Here is an 11,416-nt window from a genome sequence, read left to right on the forward strand (position 1 = left end):
TACAGAGCGGTTAAGAATACAAATGACTGTTCAGATAACGATGATGTGCATGGCGTAATAAAACCATCACAACAGCTGCCACCGGCAGTGCGAGTAATACGCCGACAAACCCAAATAAAGTACCACCGGCCATCACAGCAAATATAACCGCCACCGGGTGCAGGCCAATTCGTTCACCGACAAATCGTGGGGTTAAAACCATGCCTTCAATAGCCTGAGCAAAACTGAATACCAGGACGACTAGTAAAACGGGTAACCATTCCTGAAACTGTAAATACGCTGCCAAACCAGCAAGGGTAATTCCCACAAACAACCCCAGATAGGGAACGAAACTGACAATGCCGGCGATAACACCTAATAACAACGCCAGATCCAGACCAATAAATGTAAGACCAATACTGTAGATAATTGATAATGCCAGCATAACCATCAACTGACCTCGGAGAAAACCAGCCAGCATGTCATCACATTCCACCGTTATTTGCGTGATCTTGTCTGCATGTGTACGAGGTAGTAACTCACGAAATCTGGCCACCAGATCATCCCAATCGCGTAATAGATAGAATGTCAGCACTGGAATCAGCACCAGGTTTGTCAGCCACTGCAATAGCACTAAGCCAGAACGTGTCATATAACCCATGATATTTCCGGCCATTTGACCTGCCTCAGACCAATAGTCCTGCAGAGCCGTTTTGAACGTATCAAAGTCAAGCATCGTTGTGGTAATGCCGACATTTGCCAGTAATGGTTCAATTGTGTTCTGCAACCGATCAATATAATCAGGTAACTTTTCAAACAGTGATGTGAGCTGCGCACCGAGCATAGGAATAAAGATCAGTAATAAGATTATTGCGCTAAGCAGAAATGCGGCAAACACCACGCACACCGCTACAGTACGAGATAAACGATACTTTTCTAACCTGTCGACCAATGGATCGCCAAGGTAGGCTAACAGAGCAGCAATAAAGAATGGTGTTAATACCGTTGACAGCTCCATCACCAGCCAACCACAGAGTATTAACAGCCCTAATAACAGGAACTTATTCGTATCACTTATCAGCTTTTTTTCATCTGACGCCACGCGTTTGTCCCCCAAACCAGAATATATTCACTGCCACTAATGATGACACTCGCCACCACCAACCAGATCATGGTTGTGCTCCATGTCGCAATTTGCGGTAGCCATTGCTGTTGCACAATCACCAGCAAGACTAAAGCAATTTGAAATACTGTATTGATTTTGCTGCTCCAGAGCGGAGTCAGTTCATATTCACCAAACTTAAGATGGTAGGCCAAGGCACCTATTACAATTACCAGGTCCCGACCAAACACCAGCAATAATAGCCATAAAGGTAATAATTGCATATAGGTTAACGTAGTAAATGTAGCAACCAGCAGTAATTTATCTGCCAGAGGATCAAGAATAGAACCCAGACGACTTTGCCAATGAAAATGTCGGGCCAGGAAACCATCCAGGCCATCAGAGATACCGGCAATCGCCACCAGAAATAATGCGGCGGAAAAGTTTTCTTGCAGCATCAGCCAGACGATTGGCCCAACCAATAAAATTCTAAACAGACAGATGAGATTGGGAATATCCCGTGAACTCAAGGTAATAACCGATATTGCAAACCAGTAGTGTCATTTATCTCAGGCTGTATTACCCCTCCAATGGATAATAACTGTCGGAATCTTTCTGGTTCAGCTTGAATAAAAAGCACTAAATCAAGCGACTCACTGCCCAGACTGCCCACCTTGATATCAGAGACCGCCTGTAAGCTTTCCAGGTAATCCATGATTCGGCTGTAACCTTCATAATCGTTCACCCCTGAGACCTGAATAGCCAGCTCAGCTTCACCCGAAGTGCTGATTGACATATTAAGCCGCCGACCCAAGTGGTCAGCAAGAGCATCCACCCCCGTACGAATCGCAGTCTGCACGTCTCCCTGACTTGACCAACGTTCAACATCGTCAGTCAAAATAGCTTGCCAGCTAATCTCTGTTGACTCGGCATTACCTCGCAATCGTGCCGTCACCAGCACAGAAGCACCATAGCGCTCAGAAGCCTGTTTCACTGCGGTATTATTACCGGTCGAAACATCATTGAAAGTCAGTTGAGTCTGATCTTCCAGATCCATTAAAGGTATCAACAAAGGAATACCTCGATTTTTAGCCGCTTTATCAATCTGCAAAAGTAATGAATGCTCATCACCCTCGCCAATCAATTGCTGATTACCTTCGTATTCTATGGCAACCCAAATTAGCGATTCAGGCCGTATTTTGTCCCAAACAGGTAAACCAATACGTTGTAAAGCAGTATTAATAGCATTGGCATTGAAATCCAGAGTCAGCATAAGCTGCTGTTCTGGTGGATCACTGTCCATATTCAGAATCTGTTGATAGTAATACTGATCGATGTAACGTTCTGCATCAGTGACCAGGGCAGAAATATCCGCCTGTTCTACTGCACGTCGATCACCGACCACTTTAATCACAACCTGTTTGAGTAAATCCGGCGCAAGTCGCTGACGTTCCTCTTCAGTTTGCGACTCTGCAGGCGCTTGCGCCTGATACAAATCAGTAACTTCCGCAGCGGAAGCAATCGACGCAGCGAAAACGAAAATCAGTGAGAAAAATAATCTAGGCATTGTGGTATTCTAACACGCTGTTTTTTGTGTGTGATGTCCAAATAATCAGGAAGCCAGCATGACCGATCCCGTCGTTCCACCAAGCAAATCAAACCAAGCCCTCAGTTACCGCGATGCCGGTGTCGATATAGAAGCCGGCAACGCCCTTGTAGAACGAATTAAGCCGCTTGCCGCCAAAACCCGTCGATCTGGTGTGATGGCCGGATTGGGCGGGTTTGGCAGCCTGTTTGAACTGCCACTCGATAAATATAAAAAACCGGTTCTGGTTTCAGGAACGGATGGTGTCGGCACCAAATTACGACTGGCAATCGAGGCTGGAATACATGACACCATTGGTATTGATTTAGTTGCCATGTGTGTCAACGATATTGCGGTTCTTGGTGCGGAGCCTTTGTTCTTTCTGGACTATTATGCAACGGGCAAACTGAATATCGATGTCGCTACCGATGTAGTCAGCGGGATTGCTGAGGGTTGTTTGCAATCAGGCGCCGCTCTGGTTGGTGGAGAAACGGCTGAAATGCCAAGCATGTACCAGGATGGCGATTTTGATTTGGCGGGGTTCTGTGTCGGTATTGTCGAAAAAGACAACATCATTGATGGCACACAGGTAAAAGCCGGTGATGCCATTATTGGACTTGCCTCTTCTGGTCCACATTCCAATGGTTATTCACTGATCCGTAAAATTATTGAAGTCAGTAATGCTGACTTAACCATGCCGTTTGATGGCGCAACATTAGGCGAAAAGCTGCTGGCTCCAACCAGAATCTACGTTAAGTCATTATTGCAACTACATGAAAAAATTAACATTCATGCTTTGTCTCATATTACTGGTGGCGGCTTACTGGAAAATATCCCCCGAGTTTTGCCAGAGCATGTGACTGCTGTGATTGACAGCAAAAGCTGGCAAAGACCGGCGGTGTTTGACTGGTTGCAACAACAGGGAAATGTGGTTGATCGTGAAATGTACCGCACCTTCAATAATGGTATTGGCATGGTGGTTTGTGTCGCAGAAGAAGATGCTGATGCCACGGTTCAGATACTCACTGCATTAGGTGAAACAGCCATGCAAATTGGTCATATCGACGTCAGCAATACTGAAGAACAAGTCATTATTAAATGAGTAAAACCTTCAAACCTAAGTTCGTCATCCTGATTTCAGGTCGTGGCAGTAATATGCAGTCCATTATCAACGCAATTCAATCAGATGAGTTGGATGCTGAGGTAACCGCAGTCATCAGTAATCGACCAGATGCCGCTGGCTTAATGTTTGCCAGAAATGCCGGTATTGCTAATGAGATCCTGGATCATAAAAACTTCACTACCCGCGAAGCCTTTGATGAGGAGTTAATGCAGCTGATTGATTCTTTTGACCCCGACTATGTTGTGCTGGCAGGTTTTATGCGCATTCTCAGCAGGGAATTTGTCCAGCACTATGCCAATCGCCTGATTAATATACATCCTTCACTGTTGCCCAAATTCAAAGGTATGCATACGCATAAACGAGCAATTGATGCCGGCGAGACGGAGCATGGTGCCTCCGTACATTTTGTTACCGAAGAATTAGATGCCGGCCCGGTCATTTTACAAGCCAAAGTCCCGGTTATGGCTGATGATACAGAAGAAACATTAGCAGCAAGAGTATTGCTCGAGGAACATAAGCTTTATCCCGATGCCTTAAGGTTGTTAATCCAACAACATCAGAGCTAATTACCCATGCGCTATTTTTTCGGTTTAATGTTGCTTTTACTGTCATCGATGTCATTCGCTCAGGGTCTGGATGACTATTCAGCTCACTATCAAATAGAAATGAACGGTCTGCAGGCAGGTGAGTTAACTCAGCAACTTGAAACCTTAACGGATGGACTGCATCGCTTTCGCTCAGTCACCAAAGCCAAAGGACTGGTTGCTGTTTTCAGACGTGATACCGTTAAAGAAACCAGCTTATGGACCCTGACCAAACAGCAGATTATTCCCCATCAATATCTTTATCAACGCAGCGGTGGCAAAAAGGATAAATACCTGCGTATGGATTTTGACTGGCAACAGAATTCAGTTCATATCGATGATAAGGTTCACCCATGGGATCTTGAAATCGATCCCAAAACATTGGAAAAACATATTTATCAGGTGCAACTTCGGTTGGATTTACTACAGGACCCCACTAAACAAGTCTTTAATTACGCAATCGCCGATGGTGGACGTATCAAACACTACCAGATTGAAAGACTGGAACCGGAAACAATCTCGACACCGCTAGGCAAAATAGCAACCGTTAAATTTAAACGGCAACGGGATCGCGATAGCGATAAAGATCGGGAAACGACATTATGGTGTGCACCAGAGCTGGATTATTTGCCGGTTAAACTTGAACATATCGAGAAAGACGGCACAAAATTCACTGCAATACTTCATGAACTGGATGGCATTTCAGATTCTGTATTTGTTCAGGACAATTAATCTTCTCGCTGATAACAGGAAAACGGATGAGCAAAAAACAATTTGAAATCATTGAACAAACAACCGCTTACAGCGGTTTTTTTAGTTTAAAAATTGTTTCAGTCAAACATACCCTTTATAAAGGTGGCTGGAGTGCTCCACTCACTCGTGAAGTATTTCACCGAGGAAATTGTGTTGCCGTATTACTTTATGATCCGCAAAAAGATGCCCTGGTGATTATCGAACAATTTCGTCCCGGTGCATTGCAGCTGGACGATGAACGTGTCTGGTTACTGGAAATTGTTGCCGGTGCGATTGAGCCGGGTGAAACACCTGAGTCTGTCGCCTATCGTGAAGCCGCTGAAGAATCCGGCTGTGAGATTTTAGAGATGATTAAAATCAACGAGTTTTTTACCTCACCCGGTGGCACTTCTGAACTATTGCATTTGTTTTGCGGACGTATTGATAGTACCCATATCGGTGGGTTGCACGGTTTAGATGAAGAAGATGAAGATATCGCCGTTAGTGTTTTATCATTTGATGAAGTCTATTCATTGCTGGAAGACGGTAAAATCATTTCGGCTATCCCGATTATTGCCATTCAATGGCTGGCATTACATAAGGATGAGTTGCGTCAGCGTTGGGCTTAAACGTTACATATCCAAGAATACTGCCAAAAGAATGTAACGGGTTATTCCAATGGCATAATACGGTAACTTGCTGAAATAGTATGAGATTGTCCAGGTGAAAGACTGATACTGTCATGAGCGGCATTTGCCGTTTCAACACAGACAAAATAATGATACGCATCATCAGTCATATCTTTCAGCGCCGTTACCCTTTCCCAGGGGTTCCAGACAATCGTGGTGCTGGATCCCGCACTCTCAACGATAATTCGGCGTGACCATTCAGTATCTTCAATAAACAGTTTTTCAGGACTGTTCAGATAAACCCTGTCGGTTTCGCCATTAAAAAGTATTTCGCCAGCTTGCAGTTTTTCACTGAAATTCTCGACTTTGTCGAGATAATGATGATTACTCAGCCCCCTTACCTGGGTTTTTTCTATATTACCTACCGCAAAATACGTATGTAACGCCTGAGAAATAACAAAACTTTCTTTATCAAGGTTTTCCGTGGTCAGAGAGAGTATGAGTTGCTCATCAATCACGATTGTCATTTTCAGCGCATATGCACAATGCCAAAGTATTTCATCCTGTGAATCGGGTGTTAATGACAGTATTAATTTAATGCCATCATTTTCAGTTTGCTGAACAGCGGTCAAATCCCAGATACGATTGCGCGCAAAACCATGTGCAGGTCGCCCCTTACCACTGGGATCATCACCAAACCAGGGCCAGCAAACGGGTACACCACCGCGAATTGCACGCCTGTCGCCATAGCGACTCAACTGGCTCAAAAACAAGAGATCATGTATTGCATCAGCTGGTCGATAAGATAAAACCTGAGCACCCTGAAGTGCTATTCGCGCTTTGGCACAAGGGGTATCAATATCGATCATCACACACCCGGAAGGTCCCATGGAAAAGTCCAGGCGATCAGTTATGGCAAATTGTTGTTTTAATTGTTCAATAGTTTGCATGTATTTCTACGTCTGAAACAAAAAGACGGGCACAATGCCCGCCTTTGAGACTAAGTATTAAATCTAGCTTTTAGTGCTGGTGGCCGCCTTCACCATGAACATGTCCATGTTCCAGCTCTTCTGCACTCGGTTCACGCACTTCACGTATTTCTACATCAAAGTTCAGATGAACACCCGCCAGTGGGTGATTTCCGTCTACAGTAACAGTTTCATCGTTGATGGCAACGACAGTGACTAAAACCGGACCTTGCTCAGTTTCTGACTGGAACTGCATACCCACTTCAACTTTTTCAACACCACTGAACAATTCAGCAGGGACATCTTGTTTTAATGCTTCATGGCGTTCGCCATACGCATTGGCTGGTTCAATACTGGCTTGAACTTTATCGCCAGTTTCTTTGCCCATCAGGGCATCTTCCAAACCAGGGATAATATTGCCTGCACCATGCAGATACGCCAGCGGGCCGGCACCTTCACTACTATCAATGACTGTGCCGCTGTTGTCGGTGAGCGTGTAGTCAATCACGACTACTTTATTGTCTGCAACTTTCATGGAAACTCCTTACATGTTTTGAATAACAGCTGCAGCATAATCACTACAACTCAACGCATCGACGCCAATAGCCTGAGCTAAATCACCGGTGACACGTGCATTTGAAATGGCGCCTGAGACGCCGGAAACGACCAGATCTGCCGCTTCGACCCAACCTAAATGCCGTAAAAGCATTTCGGCCGATAGGATTAATGATGACGGATTCGCATTATTTTTTCCAGCCAGGGCTGGTGCTGTGCCATGTGTTGCTTCAAACATCGCAACGGCATCCGCTAAATTTGCACCCGGTGAGATGCCGATTCCTCCAACCTGTGCGGCCAGAGCATCAGAAATATAATCTCCATTCAGATTCAATGTGGCAACCACATCATAATCTTTAGGATGTAACAGGATTTCCTGTAAAAAAGCATCGGCTATCGAGTCTTTGATAACGATTTTTTTACCGGTATTTGGATTTTTAAAGGTTTTCCAGGGACCACCATCCAGCGGTGTTGCACCAAACTCTTTCTCAGCAAGATCATAACCCCACTGTTTAAAAGCGCCTTCAGTGAACTTCATGATGTTTCCCTTATGTACCAGGGTCAACGAATCACGATCGTTGTCAATAACGTATTGGATAGCTTTGCGCACCAATCTTTCGGTACCTTCCTGTGAAACGGGTTTGATGCCGATACCGGATGTATCCGGGAATCGAATTTTGGTTACCCCCATTTCGTTCTGTAAAAAAGCAATGACTTTCTTTGCTTCAGCGCTTTCTGCAGGCCATTCAATACCGGCATAAATATCCTCAGAGTTTTCCCGGAAGATAACCATATCAATACTTTCAGGCGATTTTACCGGGCTCGGTGTACCTGGATAGTAACGAACCGGACGCTGACAAACATATAAATCCAGCGTTTGTCGCAATGCAACGTTCAAAGAGCGAATCCCCCCCCCCACCGGAGTCATTAACGGGCCTTTAATTGAGACAGAGTATTCTCTCAAAGCCTCAATGGTTTCTTCTGGAAGATACGTTTCTGTGCCATAGAGCTGTGTCGCTTTTTCACCGGCATAGACTTCCATCCAGGCAATTTTACGTTCGCCGCTATAAGCTTTGTATACTGCTGCATCAATCACATCAATCATGGCCGGCGTGATATCAACACCGATGCCATCACCTTCAATAAAAGGAATAATCGGTTGACTTGGTACATCTAATGAATAATCGGCATTAACGCCGATGGCTGCACCCTGTTCCGGTACACTAATGTGTTGATATGCCATGCACGGCTCCTGAAAATAAAAGTGGCATTTTACATGATCTCTGGCACTGATATAACCATGACCAAATTAATTGCTTTTAATAAACCCTACGATGTACTGACACAATTCAATGACAAAGACGGTCGAACAACGTTAAAAGATTACATTGATATAGCGGATGTCTACCCGGCTGGACGCCTGGATCGTGACAGTGAAGGATTATTATTGCTGACCGACGATGGCCGATTACAACATCATATCAGCGATCCGCGTCATAAATTAAGCAAAACATACTGGGCACAAGTGGAAAACATCCCGGATGCCTCTGCAATTAAACAATTGCAACAAGGCGTTCTGCTAAAAGATGGAGTGACTAAACCTGCAAAAGCTCGACTGATCGACCCACCTGAAGTATGGGAAAGACATCCACCAGTTCGTTTTCGGCAATCCATTCCCACCCAGTGGATTGAACTGCAAATCAGTGAAGGCAAAAACCGTCAGGTACGCCGGATGACCGCAGCCGTTGGTCATCCAACATTAAGATTGATCCGTGTCGCGATTGGTCAATGGCAATTAAATGATCTGCAACCGGGACAATGGTGCGAAGTTAATTTTCAGACCGTGATAAAATACGCCGATGATTTGGACTCCAAGAACCACCGTAGCCGCCGTAATAGAACGCGACCAGCAATTTCTGATGGTCGAGGAAATGATCGGCAGCGAACTCAAACTCAACCAGCCAGCCGGCCATCTCGAAGACGGCGAAAGCCTGGTTGAAGCCGTTATCCGGGAAACACTTGAAGAAACTGCCTGGCAGTTCATTCCTGAATCATTGATAGGTATTTATCGCTGGCGACATCAACAAACACAGAATACATACATACGTTTCTGTTTTAGCGGAAGCCTTGGAGAACACCTTGATAGGCCATTGGATAGTGATATTCATCAGGCAGTTTGGCTGGATGCTCCCACCATCCAGCAACGGCGGGCACAATATCGCAGCCCTTTGGTCGAGCAGTGTCTACAGGACTATCTTTCCGGTAAGCGTTACCCACTTGATTTATTAGCTGATTAATTATGTCTGAACACAAAAAAATAGTCGTCGGTCTGTCCGGTGGTGTGGACTCCTCTGTCGCTGTGTTGTTACTGAAGCAACAAGGTTTCGATGTCGAAGGCCTGTTTATGAAAAACTGGATCGACTATGCCGATGAAAGTGAATGTACGGTTGAAGAAGATCGTAAAGACGCACAATCCGTAGCCGACAAAGTTGGTGTTATTTTTCACGAAGCCAATTTTGCTATGGAATACTGGGATTATGTATTCAAACATTTTCTTGAGGAGTACCAGGCAGGACGAACGCCTAACCCTGATATTTTGTGTAACCGTGAAATTAAATTTAAAGCTTTTTTGGATCACGCCATGGAATTGGGTGGTTATCTGATTGCAACCGGACATTACGCACGGGTCAGGGAGCGCGATGGAAAATTTCAGTTATTAAAAGGTCTCGACAACACCAAAGATCAAAGTTATTTCCTCTATACACTCGGTCAGGCGCAATTATCCCGTACCCTTTTTCCGCTGGGCGAGTTACCAAAAACCGAAGTACGTCAAATTGCCGAAAAAGCTGGCTTTATCAATCACGACAAAAAAGACAGCACTGGCATCTGCTTTATCGGTGAGCGACGCTTCCGTGAATTTCTGGGACGTTATATTCCAGCTCAACCTGGCGAAATGCGTACCCCTGAAGGCGAAAAAATTGGCGAACATTCAGGGTTAATGTACTACACCCTCGGCCAACGTCAGGGACTTGGTATTGGTGGCCGAAAAGACAGCAGTGGCGAGCCTTGGTTTGTCGCTGGCAAGGATATGGAAAACCGCATCTTGTATGTTGTTCAAGGTGAACATGAATGGCTTTACAGCACTAAATTGACTGCTGAACAACTCTCCTGGGTGGCCGGTGAAGCACCAGAGTTGCCTTGCCGTGCCAGTGCTAAAACTCGCTATCGTCAGCCAGATCAAGCCTGTCTCATTACACAGGATGATAATGGCAATATTCAGGTTGAGTTTGATGAACCACAACGTGCCGTCACACCAGGACAATCAGTGGTGTTTTATCAAGATGATGTCTGCCTTGGCGGCGGCATTATTGTTGATACCAATGCACCAGGAATGCATCCATGACTCAGAAAACAATTATTCATGAACGGGTGATCGCCCTTTCGGCTTTGATGCAATCGGTTACTTTGGTTAAACAAATCGCAGAAACTGGCCAAGTTGATAACGACGATATGCAGACTATGTTGCAAAGTTTGCTGGTAATGGATGCGCCAGATACTGAATCAGTTTATGGTGAAATCAGTAAATTAAAAACCGGTTTATATCAATTCAATAACCAATTATCTAAACGTAAACAACCTGGCGATATTGTGATGTTGCGCTATGCCATTGGAATTTTGCATTTGGAACGTAAGCTACGTAAACGTCCAGCGATGTTGGATCTGATTACCCGAGAACTGGATCAGATTCCGCAGCAGATTGAGTATTTCGGCAGTATCACCAGCCCACAGGTCATTGCCCGTTTTGCCGATATCTATCAGCGTACGCTCAGTGAACTTACACCACGTATTCAGGTATTCGGTGATTCAGGATTTTTGCAACAAGCTGACAACGTCAATCGTATTCGAGCGTTATTATTAACGGGCATAAGAGCCGCGGTTTTATGGCAGCAGAAAGGTGGCCGGCGCTGGCAGTTTTTATTACAAAGTAATAAATTATTACAGGCAGCAACAGAATTACACGCTCAAACCTGAAAACTTTTAGTAAAACCCTGTCTTGTCCTGAAATAAGTTGACACTTATTTCGATTAAAACGCCCGATGCACCGCATCGGGCGTTTTGTATTTTAGAGCCATGTGCGGCCGCCTATGATTGTATAGCT

The 11,416-nt window shown here is 44.9% G+C and carries 14 protein-coding genes; 8 read left to right on the plus strand and 6 right to left on the minus strand.

All coding sequences use genetic code 11. The annotated features are described in order from the left end of the window. Positions 1–10: 10 nt before the first annotated feature. Genes B2W60_RS09725 through B2W60_RS09735 form a run of 3 tightly spaced genes read right to left on the minus strand, consistent with a single transcriptional unit; the run spans position 11 to position 2,648 of the window. Positions 11–1,081 carry an AI-2E family transporter gene (locus tag B2W60_RS09725; RefSeq protein WP_292359322.1) on the minus strand — a complete coding sequence of 357 codons (1,071 nt, stop codon included), beginning with the start codon at positions 1,079–1,081 and terminating at the stop codon, positions 11–13. Then, positions 1,057–1,611 (minus strand): CDP-alcohol phosphatidyltransferase family protein, encoded by a 555-nt coding sequence (locus B2W60_RS09730; protein ID WP_292359320.1) that lies wholly within the window; start codon positions 1,609–1,611, stop codon positions 1,057–1,059. The genes B2W60_RS09725 and B2W60_RS09730 overlap by 25 nt, the downstream gene beginning before the upstream one ends. Beyond that, entirely contained in the window at positions 1,608–2,648 is a 1,041-nt protein-coding gene (locus B2W60_RS09735; RefSeq protein WP_292359318.1) for a DUF2066 domain-containing protein, read from the minus strand. Before B2W60_RS09735 ends, B2W60_RS09730 begins: the two co-directional genes overlap by 4 nt. A 58-nt stretch (positions 2,649–2,706) precedes the next feature. Between B2W60_RS09735 and purM the strand changes: the two genes are divergently transcribed. The 4 genes from purM to B2W60_RS09755 are packed head-to-tail and all read left to right on the plus strand — an operon-like array spanning position 2,707 to position 5,734. Then, a complete protein-coding gene (gene purM / locus B2W60_RS09740; RefSeq protein WP_292359315.1) occupies positions 2,707–3,768 on the plus strand; it encodes a phosphoribosylformylglycinamidine cyclo-ligase in 1,062 nt (353 codons plus the stop codon). Next, positions 3,765–4,355, plus strand: a complete 591-nt coding sequence (gene purN / locus B2W60_RS09745; protein ID WP_292359313.1) for a phosphoribosylglycinamide formyltransferase — start codon at positions 3,765–3,767, stop codon at positions 4,353–4,355. Before purM ends, purN begins: the two co-directional genes overlap by 4 nt. A gap of 6 nt (positions 4,356–4,361) precedes the next feature. Continuing rightward, positions 4,362–5,105 carry a DUF3108 domain-containing protein gene (locus B2W60_RS09750; protein ID WP_292359311.1) on the plus strand — a complete coding sequence of 248 codons (744 nt, stop codon included), beginning with the start codon at positions 4,362–4,364 and terminating at the stop codon, positions 5,103–5,105. 26 nt (positions 5,106–5,131) lie between these two features. After that, entirely contained in the window at positions 5,132–5,734 is a 603-nt protein-coding gene (locus B2W60_RS09755) for an NUDIX domain-containing protein (RefSeq protein WP_292359309.1), read from the plus strand. 41 nt (positions 5,735–5,775) lie between these two features. Here the strand turns inward: B2W60_RS09755 and B2W60_RS09760 are convergent, their stop codons facing one another. The 3 genes from B2W60_RS09760 to icd all read right to left on the minus strand — a co-directional run bounded on the left by B2W60_RS09760 (position 5,776) and on the right by icd (position 8,500). Continuing rightward, complete coding sequence (locus B2W60_RS09760) at positions 5,776–6,684, minus strand: D-hexose-6-phosphate mutarotase (RefSeq protein WP_292359307.1); 909 nt, start codon at positions 6,682–6,684, stop codon at positions 5,776–5,778. A gap of 70 nt (positions 6,685–6,754) precedes the next feature. Continuing rightward, complete coding sequence (locus tag B2W60_RS09765) at positions 6,755–7,237, minus strand: FKBP-type peptidyl-prolyl cis-trans isomerase (protein ID WP_292359305.1); 483 nt, start codon at positions 7,235–7,237, stop codon at positions 6,755–6,757. 9 nt (positions 7,238–7,246) lie between these two features. Next, positions 7,247–8,500, minus strand: a complete 1,254-nt coding sequence (gene icd / locus B2W60_RS09770) for an NADP-dependent isocitrate dehydrogenase (RefSeq protein ID WP_292359303.1) — start codon at positions 8,498–8,500, stop codon at positions 7,247–7,249. A 57-nt stretch (positions 8,501–8,557) separates the two neighbouring features. On the opposite strand from icd, the gene B2W60_RS09775 reads away from it, so the two are divergent. Genes B2W60_RS09775 through hflD form a run of 4 tightly spaced genes read left to right on the plus strand, consistent with a single transcriptional unit; the run spans position 8,558 to position 11,289 of the window. Then, complete coding sequence (locus B2W60_RS09775) at positions 8,558–9,256, plus strand: pseudouridine synthase (protein WP_292359301.1); 699 nt, start codon at positions 8,558–8,560, stop codon at positions 9,254–9,256. Then, positions 9,189–9,554: an NUDIX domain-containing protein gene (locus B2W60_RS09780; protein WP_292359300.1), complete on the plus strand. Its 366-nt coding sequence runs from the start codon at positions 9,189–9,191 to the stop codon at positions 9,552–9,554. The genes B2W60_RS09775 and B2W60_RS09780 overlap by 68 nt, the downstream gene beginning before the upstream one ends. A gap of 2 nt (positions 9,555–9,556) precedes the next feature. Then, complete coding sequence (mnmA, locus tag B2W60_RS09785) at positions 9,557–10,660, plus strand: tRNA 2-thiouridine(34) synthase MnmA (protein ID WP_292359298.1); 1,104 nt, start codon at positions 9,557–9,559, stop codon at positions 10,658–10,660. Further along, positions 10,657–11,289 carry a high frequency lysogenization protein HflD gene (gene hflD / locus B2W60_RS09790; protein WP_292359296.1) on the plus strand — a complete coding sequence of 211 codons (633 nt, stop codon included), beginning with the start codon at positions 10,657–10,659 and terminating at the stop codon, positions 11,287–11,289. The genes mnmA and hflD overlap by 4 nt, the downstream gene beginning before the upstream one ends. The last annotated feature ends 127 nt before the right edge of the window (positions 11,290–11,416 follow it).

The sequence above is a fragment of the Methylophaga sp. UBA2496 genome, from assembly GCF_002341635.1.
In the GTDB taxonomy this organism is placed as follows: Bacteria; Pseudomonadota; Gammaproteobacteria; order Nitrosococcales; family Methylophagaceae; genus Methylophaga.

What these genes read in the sequence shown, in the direction of transcription:
- B2W60_RS09735 (WP_292359318.1), bottom strand. Translation starts at nt 2,648, where the DNA reads ATGCCTAGATTATTTTTCTCACTGATTTTCGTTTTCGCTGCGTCGATT.
- purM (WP_292359315.1), top strand. Translation starts at nt 2,707, where the DNA reads ATGACCGATCCCGTCGTTCCACCAAGCAAATCAAACCAAGCCCTCAGT.
- purN (WP_292359313.1), top strand. Translation starts at nt 3,765, where the DNA reads ATGAGTAAAACCTTCAAACCTAAGTTCGTCATCCTGATTTCAGGTCGT.
- B2W60_RS09750 (WP_292359311.1), top strand. Translation starts at nt 4,362, where the DNA reads ATGCGCTATTTTTTCGGTTTAATGTTGCTTTTACTGTCATCGATGTCA.
- B2W60_RS09755 (WP_292359309.1), top strand. Translation starts at nt 5,132, where the DNA reads ATGAGCAAAAAACAATTTGAAATCATTGAACAAACAACCGCTTACAGC.
- B2W60_RS09760 (WP_292359307.1), bottom strand. Translation starts at nt 6,684, where the DNA reads ATGCAAACTATTGAACAATTAAAACAACAATTTGCCATAACTGATCGC.
- B2W60_RS09765 (WP_292359305.1), bottom strand. Translation starts at nt 7,237, where the DNA reads ATGAAAGTTGCAGACAATAAAGTAGTCGTGATTGACTACACGCTCACC.
- icd (WP_292359303.1), bottom strand. Translation starts at nt 8,500, where the DNA reads ATGGCATATCAACACATTAGTGTACCGGAACAGGGTGCAGCCATCGGC.
- B2W60_RS09775 (WP_292359301.1), top strand. Translation starts at nt 8,558, where the DNA reads ATGACCAAATTAATTGCTTTTAATAAACCCTACGATGTACTGACACAA.
- B2W60_RS09780 (WP_292359300.1), top strand. Translation starts at nt 9,189, where the DNA reads ATGATCGGCAGCGAACTCAAACTCAACCAGCCAGCCGGCCATCTCGAA.
- mnmA (WP_292359298.1), top strand. Translation starts at nt 9,557, where the DNA reads ATGTCTGAACACAAAAAAATAGTCGTCGGTCTGTCCGGTGGTGTGGAC.
- hflD (WP_292359296.1), top strand. Translation starts at nt 10,657, where the DNA reads ATGACTCAGAAAACAATTATTCATGAACGGGTGATCGCCCTTTCGGCT.